Annotated in this window: 16 protein-coding genes and 1 tRNA gene; 7 read left to right on the top strand and 10 right to left on the bottom strand. The window is 63.5% G+C overall.

What is annotated here, in order from left to right; translation table 11 throughout:
• Positions 1-9: 9 nt before the first annotated feature.
• The 8 genes from NKJ78_RS23205 to tkt form a co-directional block, all read right to left on the bottom strand.
• Entirely contained in the window at positions 10-159 is a 150-nt protein-coding gene (locus NKJ78_RS23205; protein WP_023737387.1) for a hypothetical protein, read from the bottom strand.
• A 192-nt stretch (positions 160-351) separates the two neighbouring features.
• Positions 352-1,068 (bottom strand): GDSL-type esterase/lipase family protein, encoded by a 717-nt coding sequence (locus NKJ78_RS23200; protein WP_352562647.1) that lies wholly within the window; start codon positions 1,066-1,068, stop codon positions 352-354.
• Positions 1,069-1,131: 63 nt separating this feature from the next.
• Positions 1,132-1,872, bottom strand: coding sequence for a DUF899 domain-containing protein (locus NKJ78_RS23195; protein ID WP_023737389.1), 741 nt, complete (start codon positions 1,870-1,872; stop codon positions 1,132-1,134).
• Positions 1,873-2,044: 172 nt separating this feature from the next.
• The gene (locus NKJ78_RS23190; RefSeq protein ID WP_023737390.1) at positions 2,045-3,070 is read right to left on the bottom strand and encodes a class I fructose-bisphosphate aldolase; all 1,026 of its coding nucleotides are present in this window, start codon (positions 3,068-3,070) and stop codon (positions 2,045-2,047) included.
• A 121-nt stretch (positions 3,071-3,191) separates the two neighbouring features.
• Positions 3,192-4,394, bottom strand: coding sequence for a phosphoglycerate kinase (locus NKJ78_RS23185; protein WP_023706283.1), 1,203 nt, complete (start codon positions 4,392-4,394; stop codon positions 3,192-3,194).
• 145 nt (positions 4,395-4,539) lie between these two features.
• Positions 4,540-6,426 carry a potassium/proton antiporter gene (locus NKJ78_RS23180; protein ID WP_023683985.1) on the bottom strand — a complete coding sequence of 629 codons (1,887 nt, stop codon included), beginning with the start codon at positions 6,424-6,426 and terminating at the stop codon, positions 4,540-4,542.
• A 205-nt stretch (positions 6,427-6,631) separates the two neighbouring features.
• Complete coding sequence (gene gap / locus NKJ78_RS23175; protein ID WP_023696438.1) at positions 6,632-7,642, bottom strand: type I glyceraldehyde-3-phosphate dehydrogenase; 1,011 nt, start codon at positions 7,640-7,642, stop codon at positions 6,632-6,634.
• 155 nt (positions 7,643-7,797) lie between these two features.
• Positions 7,798-9,789 carry a transketolase gene (gene tkt / locus NKJ78_RS23170; RefSeq protein WP_023706284.1) on the bottom strand — a complete coding sequence of 664 codons (1,992 nt, stop codon included), beginning with the start codon at positions 9,787-9,789 and terminating at the stop codon, positions 7,798-7,800.
• Positions 9,790-10,062: 273 nt separating this feature from the next.
• On the opposite strand from tkt, the gene NKJ78_RS23165 reads away from it, so the two are divergent.
• The 4 genes from NKJ78_RS23165 to NKJ78_RS23150 all read left to right on the top strand — a co-directional run bounded on the left by NKJ78_RS23165 (position 10,063) and on the right by NKJ78_RS23150 (position 12,581).
• A complete protein-coding gene (locus NKJ78_RS23165) occupies positions 10,063-10,335 on the top strand; it encodes a DUF4164 domain-containing protein (RefSeq protein WP_023670128.1) in 273 nt (90 codons plus the stop codon).
• A 12-nt stretch (positions 10,336-10,347) separates the two neighbouring features.
• Positions 10,348-10,713, top strand: coding sequence for a cell division protein ZapA (locus NKJ78_RS23160; RefSeq protein ID WP_023670127.1), 366 nt, complete (start codon positions 10,348-10,350; stop codon positions 10,711-10,713).
• A 190-nt stretch (positions 10,714-10,903) separates the two neighbouring features.
• On the top strand, positions 10,904-11,563 hold the full coding sequence (locus NKJ78_RS23155; protein WP_023670126.1) for a peroxiredoxin: 660 nt from the start codon (positions 10,904-10,906) through the stop codon (positions 11,561-11,563).
• Between the two features lie 145 nt (positions 11,564-11,708).
• Positions 11,709-12,581: an MBL fold metallo-hydrolase gene (locus tag NKJ78_RS23150; protein ID WP_023706285.1), complete on the top strand. Its 873-nt coding sequence runs from the start codon at positions 11,709-11,711 to the stop codon at positions 12,579-12,581.
• 152 nt (positions 12,582-12,733) lie between these two features.
• Here NKJ78_RS23150 and rpoH read toward each other — a convergent pair whose 3' ends face one another.
• Entirely contained in the window at positions 12,734-13,645 is a 912-nt protein-coding gene (gene rpoH / locus NKJ78_RS23145; RefSeq protein WP_023670124.1) for an RNA polymerase sigma factor RpoH, read from the bottom strand.
• Between the two features lie 188 nt (positions 13,646-13,833).
• Positions 13,834-14,892 (bottom strand): RluA family pseudouridine synthase, encoded by a 1,059-nt coding sequence (locus tag NKJ78_RS23140; RefSeq protein WP_023706286.1) that lies wholly within the window; start codon positions 14,890-14,892, stop codon positions 13,834-13,836.
• A gap of 25 nt (positions 14,893-14,917) precedes the next feature.
• On the opposite strand from NKJ78_RS23140, the gene NKJ78_RS23135 reads away from it, so the two are divergent.
• The 3 genes from NKJ78_RS23135 to NKJ78_RS23125 all read left to right on the top strand — a co-directional run bounded on the left by NKJ78_RS23135 (position 14,918) and on the right by NKJ78_RS23125 (position 15,886).
• On the top strand, positions 14,918-15,298 hold the full coding sequence (locus NKJ78_RS23135) for a hypothetical protein (RefSeq protein ID WP_023701325.1): 381 nt from the start codon (positions 14,918-14,920) through the stop codon (positions 15,296-15,298).
• Between the two features lie 13 nt (positions 15,299-15,311).
• The gene (locus NKJ78_RS23130; RefSeq protein ID WP_023706287.1) at positions 15,312-15,719 is read left to right on the top strand and encodes a VOC family protein; all 408 of its coding nucleotides are present in this window, start codon (positions 15,312-15,314) and stop codon (positions 15,717-15,719) included.
• A gap of 92 nt (positions 15,720-15,811) precedes the next feature.
• A tRNA-Glu gene (locus tag NKJ78_RS23125) sits at positions 15,812-15,886 on the top strand.
• Positions 15,887-15,930: the final 44 nt, after the last annotated feature.

Below are 15,930 nucleotides of genomic sequence, written 5' to 3'. Positions count from 1 at the left end.
CCTTGAGGGTCAGGTCGGGTCCATCGTTCCCATGGCAATCATCCGGATGGCGTTGAGGCTGGGCACGAAGAAGTAATCGCCACCGCGCGTCGTCATGAATTCCGGCAGGTTCGCCGCAATAAAAGGCGTGGCGTTGGCCGGGCCGGTCCGGAATGACATGCTTGCCCGATTCGGCGCGGTTGCCGGTCAGCGTGCAGGTGTCGTTGCCGGTTTCGGAATCCAGGCCGTAGCTCATCCATTGCTGCTGGATGATATTCTGGCTCAGATCCATTGGAAGCAGGCTGCAATCAACAGTATTTGGAAATACTCATGTCAGTTCTCTGAAGCCCACCAGTCCGAGCTTGTGCCCCCTCAGGTCAATCGGCGAGCACCCATCCGACCAGATGTTCGGCCCAGGCGCGGTAACCGGCTTCCGAGGCATGAAAGCCATCGGAGGCAAAGCCGGCCTCCGGGTTGGTGATCGGCAGCCGTGGCGCCGGCACGGCGCCGCGCTCGAAACAGAGGCGCTCGCCCATGCGGTTCATTGCGGTAGCGCGGATTTCGAGAATCTTGCCAAGCAGCGGCGGCATGGCCGGCGCGCGGGTGAACTCCAGCACCGGCGACCACACCACGCGCCTCCGGCCATTTGGCACGCGAGGCGTAGAGCAGGCCACCGAACTCCTTCTTGAAGCGCGGTACCGAGTGGAAATTCTTGGTGTCGTTGGTGCCGATGGCGAGCACGATATGCGTCCACGGATCGGCCGACAGATTGGGCAGCACATGGTCGCGGATCTGGCCCGACGTTGCCGAGTTGAAGCCGGCGGCGCGCCAGCGCACGGCAAGGCCGGTTCGTTGCGCGATCATGACGGCAAGCTGCGCGGCAAGCCCGTTCTCGGAATTGCCGATGCCGACGGAAGCGGCCGAGGAATCGCCCAGCACCAGCAGCGAGATGGCCGGCGCCTTGCCCGATATTTCGTGCATGACCGGCCCTTGTGCCGGCAGCATGCGGGTGGTGCGGCGGCGCACGCCGAGGCCCTGCCAGACATAAACGGGGTAGGCGAGCCAGGTAAGAAGGGCCGGGAAGCGCATGGCGATACCGTTTAGAGATCAGCGGCAGCCTTAGCGCAAGTTTCGCCTGAGGTGAACGAGCTTCTAGTCGCAGCAGTTCGGCTTGTCCGCCTGCTTGTCCTGATATTCGTCATGCAACCGCACCCAGTCCATCAGGCTATGATAAGGGCCATTTTCGCCGCGGCCCTTCGGTGTCATGTCGAGATAGTCGTAAGTGCCGATCTGCGCCTCGCCGCCGCGGGCGCGCGACATAAAGGTAAGGAATATGTCGCCGTTCTCTTCCTTGTAGAAAACACTGGTGCCGGGAAGGTCCTTTGACGTGCGCGGACGCGTCTCGAAATTGTAGGTGGTGTCGCCGCCCGCGATCTGCTTGTCGGTGAAGGAGACCTGCATGTCGAAGTTGAAATCCGAGGCGTAGGACGACACCCAGTCGAATTTCCAGCCCATACGCTGCTTGTAAGGCAGCAGTTCCGCCAGCGGCGCGCGCGCAACCACCACCAGCGACACGTCGTGGTGCCTGAGATGCTGATCGGCGCCGTCTATATGGTCGGCAAGGAAGGAGCAGCCTTCGCAGCGGTGGTTCGATCCTGGCGTCATCATGAAGTGGTAGACGATCAGTTGGCTGTTGGCGCCGAACAGTCCGGCCAGGTTCTTCGGACCCTGCTCGGTCTCGAAGACATAGTCCTTGCGGATTTTCATCCAGGGCAGTTCACGCCGCTCGGCGGCGATGCGCTCACGCAACCGTGTCAATTCCTTCTCGCGCGCCAGATGCGCCTTGTGCGCCTCAAACCAGTCTTCACGCGAAACCACCTTGCTGCGAGTCATGAAGTTCTCCCTGTCTGTTCACCCAAGGACGTTTGGGGTGGGCAGAAACCGACATCGCCGTCAGCTTTTGCCGAAAAGGAGATAAGGATGGACGAACTCCGTCCAAGCCGGGCTTTGCATAAACAAACCCGGGCGCATCGGCCCGGGTTGTATGACAACGGGAGGACTGCGCTCAGGCGGCCTGTTCGAGGCTCGCCGTCCATTGTCCCAGCGCCGCCAGATGGTTCATGTGGGCACGATGGGTGAAGGCGGCCTGGCCGGCGGCGACGTTCGATGCCTTGCCGCTCCAGGCCTTTTGCGGGGCGGCCTGCAAGGCGCGGCCATAGGAGAAGGTCAGCTTCCACGGATGCGGGCCGATGGCGTTGATGGCGTTGAGGTTGGCGGTAGCCTCCTCGTCCGACTGCCCGCCCGAAAGGAAGGCGATGCCCGGCACCGCTGCCGGTACGGTTTCGCGGAACAGTTTTATGGTCTTTTCCGCGACCTCTTCGGGGCTGCTCACCTTGCCCGACTTCCTGCCGGCCAGCACCATGTTCGGCTTCAGGATGGTGCCTCCCAGCAAAACGCGCGCCGCATGCAGCTCGTCATAGAGCTTGATCAGCGTTGCCTTCGAGATGTCGTAGCAGGTGTCGATGTCGTGCGCGCCGTCCATCAGCACTTCCGGTTCGACGATCGGCACGATGCCGGCCTCCTGGCACAGTGCGGCATAGCGGGCCAGCGCATGGGCATTGGAGGCAATCGAATTGGCCGAGGGCACGCCCTTGCCGGTGTCGATGTCGATCACCGCGCGCCATTTGGCAAAGCGGGCGCCGAGTTTGTAGTAGTCAGCGAGCCGCTCGCGCAAGCCGTCGAGGCCTTCGGTGACGGTATCGCCGGGAAAGCCGGCCAGCGGCTTGGCGCCGGTGTCGACCTTGATGCCGGGGATGGCGCCCGCCGCCTTGATGATGTCGACCAGAGGCGTGCCATCGGCAGCCTTCTGACGGATGGTCTCGTCGTAGAGAATGACGCCGGAGATGTACTTCGTCATCGCGTCCTTGGCGCGGAACATCATCTCGCGGTAGTCGCGGCGGCTGTCGGCGGTCGATTCGACGCCGATGACGTCGAAGCGCTTCTTGATGGTGCCGGAGCTCTCATCGGCGGCCAGCAGGCCCTTGCCGCCGGCCACCATTGCGGCGGCAATGTCTTCGAGACGTTCGCTCATTTTTGCTTCTCCTTGACGGTGTTGTTCCGCGCTTAAGGGAAGTCTACCGCCAAAGGAATGGCATCGGAAAGCTCGAATCGATTGAAAGTTTCCAGCGCCTCGTTTGACGCCCTCGTCCCGATCAGGCCTGCTTCTTCAGGACGTCGACGCCGGGCAGCGGCTTGCCTTCCATCCATTCCAGGAAAGCGCCACCGGCGGTCGAGACATAGGTGAAGTCGTCGGCGACGCCGGCATGGTTGAGGGCGGCCACCGTGTCGCCGCCACCGGCGACCGAGACCAGCTTGCCGGCCCTGGTGCGGGCCGCCGCGTGCCTGGCCGCCGCCACCGTGGCGTGGTCGAAAGGCTCGATCTCGAAGGCGCCGAGCGGGCCGTTCCAGACCAGCGTCGCGGCGCGGTCGATCCATTCACCGATCGTCTTCACGGTCTTTTCGCCGACATCGAGGATCATGCCGTCAGCCGGGACATCCGTAATGGCAACGGTCTCGCTGGCCGCACCCGCCTTGAATTCCTTGGCGACGACACCGTCGACAGGCAGGATGATGGCGCAGCCGGCTTCGGCGGCCTCGATCATGATCTGCTTGGCGGTCGCGGCAAGGTCATGCTCGCACAGCGACTTGCCGACAGCGGTGCCACGCGCGGCGAGAAAAGTGTTGGCCATGCCGCCGCCGATCACCAGCGCGTCGACCTTCTTCACCAGGTTCATCAACAAGTCGATCTTGGTCGACACCTTGGCGCCGCCGACAATGGCGACGACAGGGCGGACCGGATTGCCGAGCCCCTTCTCCAGCGCCTCGAGCTCGGCCTGCATGGTGCGGCCGGCATAGGACGGCAACAGCCGCGCCAGGCCTTCGGTCGAGGAGTGCGCCCGGTGGGCGGCGGAGAAGGCATCATTGACGAAGATATCGCCATTGGCGGCGAGCCGCTCTGTGAAATCAGGGTCGTTCTTCTCCTCGGTCTTGTGGAAGCGGGTGTTTTCCAGCAGCAGCACATCGCCCTTGTTCATGGCGGCGACCGCACTGCCCGCCGTGTCGCCGACGCAATCGCCGGCAAAGCCGACCGGGCGGCCAAGCACCTCCGCGGCAGCCTTGGCGATCGGCTCCAGCGAGAATTCGGGCGAGGGACCATCCTTCGGGCGGCCGAAATGCGCGAGCAGAATGACCTTGGCGCCCTTGCCGGACAGTTCGGCGATGGTCGGTGCGATGCGTTCGATTCGGGTGGCGTCGGTGACCTTGCCGTCGGCGACGGGAACGTTGAGGTCGACGCGCACCAGCACGCGCTTGCCGCTGATATTGCCGATATCGTCGAGTGTCTTGAAGGCGGCCATGCGGGTTCCTTTCCGTGGAAAATCGCCGGGACCATACCTCGCATCGATGACGATGCAAGGCTTGAGCCGGGGTGCGAGCTAAATTTTGAGATCAAGGCGAAGGCTGTCGTGATGATGCGGGACGTCAGCGTGAACCGATCGCTTGTCAGCCTTCTGTCGTTATCTTTTCCGCCGTCGGCTCAAGGGCCTTCTCATTGGCTGTCGCCTCTGCAGTCTGCGTCTCGGTCGGCTTGCGCCAGTTGCGGATGAAGGCGGAGACACGATCGCCGATCTCGCCGGCGCTCAGGAACACCGGAACCCGCGCCACCGGCGCGGTCGGCTCGAAGGAGAGGCCGAGACCGGTGATCTTGCCCTTGTCGTCGACGTCGCGGACGATCAATTCGATCGGGCCGATCAGCACCCGGTCGGCATATTCGGCATGGCCGCCGAGCCGCGCCGTCACCAGCGCGCCGACGGTGAGCTTCTGCTCGGCTTCGCTCAATCCCGGAGTGTATGCGGCCTCGAGCTCTGCGGCCGAGCGGGCGGGATCGACGGCAAAGGCGCCGAAGAAGTCGGCATCCTCGGGGTCGACTACGGCGCGGCTGGCAAACAGCTTGTCAAGCAGGCGCGGATAGCGGTCGGGCACGAAGATGTAGACCTGGTCGCCGGCCGCGAGCCGGCCCATGTCCTGGAAACGCATCGAGCGGCCGTCGCGCAGCACCAACGAGGGCCGTGCCCAGCGCGGGATACGCTCGCCGCGCGCCACCGGGCTGCCGGGCGCCACGCGGTAGGCGAGCAGTTCGTGATGGGCGGAGCCCGGCAGTTCGAGTTCGACCTTGTCGAGCGGCCCGAGCCTCGCCGGCACGATCAGGCCGAGCCGGCGCGCCAGCGGACCGACCGACCAGCCCTGCACCACCAGCGATACCAGCACGATGATGAAGGCGACGTTGAAGATGGTGCGGCCGTTCTCCAGTCCGCCGAGCAGCGGGGTGATGGCAAGCAGGATGGACACGGCGCCGCGCAGGCCGACCCAGGAGACGAAGGCGATCTCGGGACGCGGCAGGCGGAACGGGATAAGGCAGAGCCAGACGGCGACAGGGCGCGCGACAAACATCAGGAACAGGCCGAGCAGCACCGCCGGCACCATGATCGCCGGAAACTGCGAGGGTGTCGCGAACAGGCCGAGGATCAGGAACATGATGATCTGTGCCAGCCACGACATGCCGTCCTGGAAGCGCTTCAGGATGGTGACGGCGCGGATGTCGGAGTTGCCGGCAATGAGCCCGGCGAGATAGACCGCCAGGAAGCCCGAGCCGCCAATGGCGCCGGCGGCGGCGAACACCATCAGTGACAGGGTCAGCACGAAGATCGGCAGCAAGCCATGGTCAAGGTTGAGCCGGTCGACGAGGCGCACGATGCCGAGCCCGCCAAGCACGCCGACGACGGCGCCGAGCCCCATATTGAGCAGGAAGCCGAGGATCAGGTCGGTGACCAGCACATGGGTCTCGGGATTGGCGTGGGCGGCGATGATCTCGACCAGCGTGATGGTCAGGAAGATGGCGATCGGGTCGTTGGTGCCGGATTCGACTTCCAGTGTCGCGCGCACGCGTTCGCGCAGATTGATCTCGCCGGCGCGTAGCAGGAAGAAGACGGCCGCCGCATCGGTCGAGGCGACCGCGGCGCCGAGCAGGAAGGATTCCAGCCAGCTGAGGTCGAGCAGGTAATAGGCGGCGGCGCCGAACAGGCCAGTGGTCAGGATTACGCCGAAGGTCGCCAGCGACACCGCCGGTCCGGCCGCCTGGCGCAGCGCGTTGAGCGGCGTGCCGAAACCGGAATCGAACAGGATGACCGCCAGCGCCAGCGAGCCGGCAAAATATGCCACGCGCGCATTGTCGAATTCGATGCCGAGACCATCGACGCCGCTGGCGAGGCCGATGCAGAGGAAGAGCAGCAGCAAAGGGGCGCCGAAGCGGAAGGCGATCAGGCTCGAGAACGCTGCGGCGACGACTAGCGCTGTGCCGACCAGCGTGACGAGATAGATCGCATGCTCCATCCGTGATTTGCCCCTCGAATTCCTCTTTCTACCGATTCACGGGAGAGTGGGGCGAAGGCATGGCCGGTGCAAGGCGCAAGGATGGCTTTTTGCCTGATGCCGCTGATTTTCCGGCGTTTGGCGGCTTGGCGCGCCTTGCCCGCCGCCCTGACGAAAAACGCCCGGACAAGCCGGGCGTTCGAAGCTGCGAGACGATGCCTTCAGGTCAGGCGATGGTCTTGCCAAAGGCGACCGAGGTGTCGGCCATGCGGTTAGAGAAGCCCCACTCATTGTCGTACCAGGACAGCACCGAAACGAAGTTGCCGTCCATGACCTTGGTCTGGTCGAGCGCCAGGATCGACGAGCGCGGATCGTGGTTGAAGTCGATCGACACATTCGGGTGATGGGTGACGCCGAGAATGCCCTTCAACTTGCCGTTGGAGGCGGCGATCACCGCTTCGTTGATCTCCTGCACGGTGGTGGCGCGCTTGGCGATGAACTTGAAGTCGACAACCGAGACGTTGGGGGTCGGCACGCGGATCGAGATGCCGTCGAGCTTGCCCTTGAGGTCGGGCAGCACCAGGCCGATCGCCTTGGCCGCACCGGTCGAGGTCGGGATCTGCGACAGGGCAGCCGCGCGGCCGCGGTAGAGATCTTTGTGCATGGTGTCCAGCGTCGGCTGGTCGCCGGTGTAGGAGTGGATCGTCGTCATCATGCCCTTTTCGATGCCGACGGTCTCGTGCAGCACTGCGGCCAGCGGCGCCAGGCAGTTGGTGGTGCAGGACGCATTCGAGATGACGATGTGGTCCTTGGTCAGCTTGTCGTGGTTGATGCCGTAGACGACGGTGAGGTCAGCACCTTCGGCAGGCGCGGAGACCACGACGCGCTTGGCGCCGGCGGTCAAATGCGCGGCAGCCTTGTCGCGGGCGGTGAAGATGCCGGTGCATTCGAGCGCGATGTCGATGCCGAGTTCCTCCCACGGCAGTTGCGCCGGGTCCTTGATCGCGGTGACCTTGAAGGTCTCCTTGCCGACGGTGATCTGGTCGCCCAAGACCGACACTTCGTGCGGGAAGCGGCCGTGCACGCTGTCATAGCGCAGCAGATGCGCGTTGGTCTCAACCGGGCCGAGGTCGTTGACGGCGACCACGTCGATATCCTTGCGGCCGGATTCATGGATGGCGCGCAGGATGTTGCGGCCGATGCGGCCAAATCCGTTGATGGCAACTCTGACGGTCATTTTACTCTCCCTGGGAGCTGGAGGCGGCAGATGGGTCCGCAGCTTCATAGCGGCGGATGGCACAAGAATCCAGCCGCAGAAGGCCGAAGTTAAATCGATTAGGTTGGTCCAGCCCCGCGAATCCGCCTTGGAGGTGCGCGGGACTGACCCTGATCTTACTTGCCGTGCAGGCGGGCTTCCGCAGCCTTGGCCGCGGCTTCGGCGGTGATGCCGAAATGCGGGTAGAGCTGCTCGATGGTGCCGGAAGCGCCGAAGCCGGTCATGCCGATGAAGATGCCGTCGGAGCCGATCAGGTGATCCCAGCCCTGGCGGATGCCGGCCTCGATCGCCATCTTGATCGGCGCGTTGCCGATCGTCTCCTTGCGGTAGGCGTCGCTCTGCTGGTCGAACAGTTCGAAGCAAGGCACCGAGACGACCCGGGTCGGGTGCCCATGCTTTTCAAGCAAATCACGGGCGCCGAGCGCGATCTCGACCTCGGAGCCGGTGGCGAAGATCGTCACCGCCGCTTCGCCGCTCGCCGCGGCCAGTTCATAGGCGCCCTGGCTGCTGAGGTTCCTGGCCGAGTGCTCGGTGCGCACCGTCGGCAGGTTCTGACGGGTCAGCGCCAGGGTGGACGGGGTCTTTTCCGATTCAATGGCGATCTGCCAGCATTCGGCGGTTTCCACCGCGTCGGCCGGGCGGAAGACATTGTGGTTGGGGATGGCGCGGAGCGCCGCCAGGTGCTCGACCGGCTGGTGGGTCGGGCCGTCTTCGCCCAAACCGATCGAATCATGGGTCATGACGAAGATCGAGCGGATGCCCATCAGCGACGCCAGCCGCATCGACGGACGGGCATAGTCGGAGAAGCACATGAAGGTGCCACCATAGGCGATGAGGCCGCCATGCAGCGTCAGGCCGTTGAGGGCGGCCGCCATGCCATGCTCGCGGATGCCGTAGTGGACATAGCGCTGGCCGTAATCGTCCGGCGTGATGTTCTTGGTCTGGCTGGTCTTGGTGTTGTTGGAGCCGGTGAGGTCGGCAGAGCCGCCGATGGTTTCCGGCACCGCGCCATTGATGACTTCCAGCGCCATTTCCGACGATTTGCGGGTGGCGACCTTCGGCTTGTCGGCCGACAGCTTCTTCTTGTAGTCGGCAATGACGGCATCGAAATTCGACGGCAGCTTGCCGGCGAGGCGGCGCTCGAACTCGGCCTTCAACTCAGGCTGGGCCTTGGCCAGGCGGCCCTCCCAGTCGGTGCGCGGCTTGGCGCCGGCCTTGCCGGCGGTGCGCCAGGCGTCGAGGATGTCGGCCGGGATCTCGAAGGGCGGCGAGTCCCAGTTGAAGAATTTCCGCGCGCCTGCGATCTCGTCGGCGCCGAGCGGCGAACCGTGCGCCTTGTTGGTGCCGGCCTTGGTCGGGGCGCCGAAGCCGATGGTCGTCTTGCAGGCGATCATCGTCGGCTTGTCGGAATGGCGGGCGGCTTCGATGGCGTAGGCGATCGCCTCGGGGTCGGTGCCGTCAATGTGGCTGGCGTTCCAGCCGGAGGCCTGGAAGCGGGCGACCTGGTCGGTGTTGTCTGCAAGCGAAACCGGACCGTCGATCGAGATGTTGTTGTTGTCCCAGAAGACGATCAGCTTGTTGAGCTTGAGGTGGCCGGCCAGCGCGATGGCTTCCTGGGAAACACCTTCCATCAGGCAGCCGTCGCCGGCCAGCACATAGGTGTAGTGGTCGACGAGGTCGTTGCCGAAGGCGGCGTTCATGATGCGCTCGCCGAGCGCGAAGCCGACCGAATTGGCGAGACCCTGGCCGAGCGGGCCGGTCGTCGTCTCGATGCCGGTGGCATGGCCGTATTCGGGATGGCCGGCGGTCTTGGAACCCAGCTGGCGGAAATGCTTGATCTGGTCGAGGGTCATGTCCTCGTAACCGGTCAGATGCAGCAGCGAGTAGAGCAGCATCGAACCATGGCCGGCCGACAGGATGAAGCGGTCGCGGTCCGGCCAATGGGGGTTCTTCGGATCATATTTCAGGAAGCGGGTGAACAGCACTGTGGCGATGTCGGCGCAGCCCATGGGCAGGCCGGGATGGCCGGACTGGGACTTCTCGACGGCGTCCATGGAGAGAAAACGGATCGCATTGGCCATCCGGTCATGTTGTTCACGCGACGTCATGGTACCTCCGGGGTGGGGATTTGTGGGCTTGGCAGAGCCCAGGAAAGAGTGCGCGACACATAGCAGCCACGGGCTTTTAGTCAACAAATCGGCTGCACATTTGCCGGTCTTGTGATGGCTTTGAGACCTTATGGGGCGACCTACATTAGCGTTAGCGGGGGACAGTCGCGAGAGCTTTGTTGACGTTGCCTTCACCCGGTGCCTAATGTTTCCTTGTTAACGCGTTCTGAACGCGAAGCGATTCGGTGATGGGCAGGGCACAGGACGAAGGCCATGACCGGCGAAACCACACTCAAGGAAGTCATCCACAGGCTGGGCAAGGCCATCGAGGGGCTGGAAAACGCCGTCGCGGCCAAGCTCGAGCACGAGCGCGACTATTCCGAAGCCGAGGCTGAGGTGCAGCGCATGAACGCCGACCGTTCACGGCTGGCGCAGGAACTCGACAATTCCGAAGCCCGCGCCGAACGGCTGGAAGATGCCAACAAGGAAGTGTCGCGCCGCTTGGTGACCGCCATGGAAACCATCCGCGCGGTGCTGGACAGGTAGGAGCTGCAGGCCATGGCACAGGTCACGGTTTCCATCGACGGCAAGCAGTATCGCATGGCTTGCGACGAGGGTCAGGAAGAGCACCTGATCGACCTCGCCGAGCGGTTCGACCGTTATGTCTCGCATCTGAAGGATTCGTTCGGCGAGATCGGCGACCAGCGGCTGACGGTGATGGCCGGCATCATGGTGATGGACGAGCTTTCGGAGCTGCAGAAGCGGGTCAAGGGCATGGAGACCGAAGTGCAGACGCTGCGCAAGACGCGCGACGAAGCGCTGACCAAGGCCGACAAGAACGACACCGTGCTGACCAGCGCGCTCGGCGCGCTCGCCCAGCGCATGGAAGACCTGGCCACGTCGCTGGCGGTCAACAAGGCCTGAGCCTTTCCCGCACAAACGAAAGATTGTCGGCCCAACGTCGGTCCGTAGAACGAAAGTGCTCGTTCCGTCGCCAATAATAGTTTCCTATTGTCCTGCAGCCGCGATTTTTGCGCTAAGATGCGGGAATGCCGGAGCGTTGACGCCGTCCACGGCCGCTCCTGACGAAATCTGTTGCTGGGGAAATAATGCCATGAGCCTTCGTATCAACGACATCGCGCCTGACTTCACCGCCGAGACCACGCAAGGGCCGATCAAGTTTCATGACTGGATCGGCGACGGCTGGGCGATCCTGTTCAGCCATCCGAAGAATTTCACCCCGGTCTGCACCACCGAGCTGGGCACGATGGCGGGGCTCGAAGGCGAGTTCAAGAAGCGCAACGTCAAGGTCATCGGCATTTCCGTCGATCCCGTTGCGAGCCACGACAAGTGGCAGGCCGACATCAAGACGGCGACCGGCCAGACGGTGAACTACCCGCTGATTGGCGACAAGGACCTCAAGGTGGCCAAGCTTTATGACATGCTGCCGGCGGGCGCCGGCGAGACGTCGGAAGGCCGCACGCCGGCCGACAACGCCACGGTGCGCTCGGTCTATGTCATCGGGCCGGACAAGAAGATCAAGCTGGTGCTGACTTACCCAATGACGACGGGCCGCAACTTCGACGAGATCCTGCGCGCGGTCGATTCCATGCAGCTGACGGCCAAGCACCAGGTGGCGACGCCGGCCAACTGGAAGCAGGGCGAGGATGTGATCATCACCGCCGCGGTTTCGAACGAAGATGCGGTCAAGCGTTTTGGCGCTTTCGAGACGATCCTGCCCTATCTCAGGAAGACCAAGCAGCCGTCAGCCTAGGTTTTCTCCGTCGGAGCTATTTGGGGCTTCAGTCCTATTTGTGGCAAGGCGTGCTTGACCGGCGCGCTTTGCCAGATGACCATGCTCTTGTTCAACCCGACGGAGAAAACGGTTCCTGTCGGGCAAGGGGCAGGGGGGCCGGACATTGGACATCGCTTCGGCCAAACCTGAGGTCGCCGGCTTCTACGACAAGCCGACCGGCGCCATCCAGTATGTCGTCACCGACCCGGTGACGAGACGCTGCGCCGTCATCGACCCGATCCTCGATTTTGACGAAAAATCCGGCGCGACGGCGACGAAGAATGCCGACGCCTTGCTGGATTTCGTCCGGGCAAACGGGCTGGAGCTCGAGTGGATCCTGGACACCCATCCGCATGCCGATCATTTCTCGGCGGCGCACTATCTCAAGGAAAGGACCGGCGCGCCGACGGCGATCGGCGACAGGATCGTCGAAGTCCAGGCGCTGTGGAAGGCGATCTACAACTGGCCGGATTTCCCCGCCGACGGCTCGCAGTGGGACCGGCTGTTTGGGGAAGGCGAAACGTTCATGATCGGCAACCTTCCGGTCAAGGTGCTGTTCTCGCCCGGCCACACGCTGGCCTCGATCACCTATGTCATTGGCGACGCAGCCTTCGTCCACGACACGCTGTTCATGCCCGACAGCGGCTCGGCAAGGACGGACTTTCCCGGCGGCAGTGCCGCGCGGCTGTGGCATTCGATCCAGGGCATTCTGGCGCTGCCGGACGAAGCGCGGGTGTTTGTCGGCCACGACTATCAGGCCGGCGGCCGCGAGCCGTGCTGGGAGAGCACGGTCGCCGAGCAGAGGGCAAAGAATATCCACCTCGTTGCGGCGCGCAGCGAAGCCGAGTTCGTCGACTTGCGCGAAGCGCGCGACAAGACACTGCCGATGCCGCGGCTGATCCTGCATGCGCTGCAGGTCAACATGAATGGTGGACGGCTGCCGGAACCGGAGGCCAATGGGAGGCGGTATCTGAAGTTTCCGCTTGATGGGCTTTGAGAGGGCAGTTGGCGAAGCTGCCGATCTCCCCCGCAAGGGGGGAGATTGGATGTCAAGAATGCTTTCGCCAATCGCCAGCGTAAGCGTAAGACATAAAAAAAGGCGGCGCCGGTTTCCCGACGCCGCCTTCTGTTCCTTAGCCGAACCCAGCTTTACGCCGCGGGCTGCGCCTCGATCGTGCGCAGGGCCTGCATCTGGCGCTTGGCGGCGGCCTTGACCGCGTCCTGCACCTTTTCGAAGGCGCGCACCTCGATCTGGCGCACGCGCTCGCGGCTGATGTCGAACTCGGACGACAGTTCTTCCAGCGTCAGCGGCTCCTCGGCGAGGCGGCGGGCCTCGAAGATGCGCCGCTCACGATCATTGAGCACGGCCAGAGCGCCCGACAGCATGCCGCGGCGGTTTTCCAGCTCGTCCTGCTCGATCAGCATGTCTTCCTGGCTTTCGTGGTCATCGACCAGCCAGTCCTGCCATTCGCCGGATTCACCTTCGCTGGCGCGGATCGGCGCGTTCAGCGACGCGTCGCCGGACAGGCGGCGGTTCATCGACACGACTTCAGCTTCCGACACGTTCAGCCGGGTGGCGATCTCGGTGATCTGGTCGGGCTTGAGGTCGCCATCGTCCAGCGCCTGGATCTTGCCCTTCACCTTGCGCAGGTTGAAGAACAGGCGCTTCTGATTGGCGGTCGTGCCCATCTTGACCAGGCTCCACGAGCGCAGGATGTACTCCTGGATCGAGGCCTTGATCCACCACATGGCGTAGGTCGCGAGGCGGAAGCCACGCTCGGGTTCGAATTTCTTGACGGCCTGCATCAGGCCGACATTGCCTTCCGAGATCACTTCGCCGATCGGCAGGCCGTAGCCGCGATAGCCCATGGCGATCTTGGCGACGAGCCGAAGATGGCTGGTGACGAGCTTGTGCGCAGCGGAAGTGTCTTCATGCTCGGCGTAGCGCTTGGCGAGCATGTACTCTTCCTGCGGCTGAAGCATGGGAAAGCGGCGGATTTCTTCCAGGTAGCGGCTGAGGCCGCCTTCGCCGGAAACAATACTGGGTAGTGACTGGGCCATGATTGCGCCCCCTCTCTATTGGAGTGATGCCCCCGAAACGCGGCGGGCATGTGACGCGAGCACCAAAAGGCTCGCCCGCGGCAACTGATTTATATAGGAACAAAACCAGAAAAGACAGGCATTTGTTCAACACGAAACAGTGTGTCACGCTGAAGTGAACAATGCCGCTCAGGTTTTAGCTGGCTGGTTCAGAGCTTGCGGAAGCCGCCGACGAGTTCCTCCATGTCCCCCGGTATCGGCGCCTCGAACCTCATCGATAAATGGGTAGCCGGGTGCCGAAATGCAAGGAGCCAGGCATGCAAAGCTTGCCTGGAAAATGCCTTGACCTGGGTTTTCAGCGGCTCGGGCAGCCGGTTGGCCTTGGTGCGGAAGGCCTGGCCGTAATCCGGGTCGCCGATGACGGGGTGGCCGATATGAGCCATGTGGACGCGGATCTGGTGGGTGCGGCCGGTTTCCAGCCGGCATTCGACCAGGCTGGCGGCGGCGAACGGCTGCTGGTTTTCGCCGAAACGCTCCTTGACGGTGAAATGGGTCACGGCGTGGCGGGCGTCGTCACGGCCTTCCGACACGACGGCGCGGCGCACGCGGTCGGCGGCACGGCCAAGCGGCGCGTCGACCGTTCCGGTCGGCCGCGACGGGATTCCCCAGACCAGCGCCAGATAAGCACGTTCGAGGTCGCCGGTGCGGCCGTGGTCGGCAAAGGCCTCCGACAGCGCCTTGTGGGCGCGGTCGGTCTTGGCCACCACCATGACGCCGCTGGTTTCCTTGTCCAGCCGATGGACGATGCCCGGCCGCCTGACGCCGCCAATGCCTGAAAGACTGTCGCCGCAGTGGTGGATCAGGGCATTGACCAACGTGCCGGTCCAGTTGCCGGCGCCGGGATGGACGACGAGGCCGGCCGGCTTGTTGATGACGATCAGCTCGTCGTCCTCATAAAGCACGTCGAGCACGATGGCCTCGCCTTGCGGTTCGGCCGGTTCCGGCTCGGGCATGACGACCGATACGCGCTCGCCGGCACTCATCTTGCGCTTGGTCTCGTCGACCGGCTTGCCGTCGATCGAAACGGCACCTTGCCGGATCAGCATCTGCACCCGGCTGCGCGACATGTCGGGACCAAGGGCGCTCGCCAGCCACTGGTCGAGGCGCTGGCCGGCCGCTTCCGCGCCGGCTTCGAGCACGGTTGGCGCCGCCTCTATGAATTGTCCAGCCTCTATCAATTCAGGGGTCTCTTCGCTATGAGCGCTCATCGAAAAAAGTTCCGGAAGTTCTGCCATGGCCCGGCCCGTTGCCGATGAAGAAGAAAAGCCGCTCGATCCCGAGATCGAAAAGGTGCGCGGCAGGCTCATCCGTTTCATGGCCATCAATCTCGGCCTGCTTTTGCTGGCCCTTATGGTGGTGATCGCGGCCATTGTCTACAAATCGCGCAAAGCGCCGCCCGCGAACCCGCCGCTCGCCAACGACATTCCAGTTCCGCCCGGCGAGCCGCTCGCGGCCGACATAGTGCTCCCGGTCGGAGCCAAGGTGATCAGCCAGGCTCTGTCGGGCAATCGCATTTCGATCGACGCCGAGATCAGCGACGGCAGCCGCACCATCTTCGTCTACGACATCGCCGAGCGCCGTATCATCGGCCGCTTCGCCATACGCAACAAATGAGCGGGCCGAAACAATGACCGGGTTTGCCGACCATCGCCGCATAGCAACCGTTACGCTCGTCGTCGCCGACTATGACGAGGCGATCGCCTGGTATGTCGGCAAGCTTGGCTTTGTCCTCTGCGACGACATCGAGCTCGGCGACGGCAAGCGCTGGGTGACGGTAACGCCGGCGGTCGGGCAAGGGCCCCGGCTGCTTCTGGCGGAAGCATTGGACGATGTGCAGAAGAGCCGCGTCGGCGACCAGACCGGAGGCCGCGTGGTTTTGTTTCTCGAAACCGATGATTTTGACAGTGACCATGCGACCATGCTGGAAAACGGCGTCGACTTCCACGAAACGCCACGCCATGAGCCCTACGGTACCGTGGCGGTTTTCGCCGATCTCTACGGCAATCTGTGGGACCTGATCGAGCCGAAACGCTAGGTTCGCGAAGCGACATTACACAGAAGCGGTCCGGCCGTTCCAAGCCCAGTTGCTTTTTCCAAACCGTCAGCCTATATCGCCGGTTCTTGAACGCGCCCATCGTCTAGCGGTCAGGACACCGCCCTCTCACGGCGGGAACAGGGGTTCGATTCCCCTTGGGCGTACCAGGAATTCACCTTAAATACCAAGTAGTTAGACTAAACCGCCAGCG

Source organism: Mesorhizobium sp. M0037 (assembly GCF_040323635.1).
Classification (GTDB): Bacteria; Pseudomonadota; Alphaproteobacteria; order Rhizobiales; family Rhizobiaceae; genus Mesorhizobium.
This window is presented reverse-complemented; position numbering and strand designations above follow the sequence as displayed.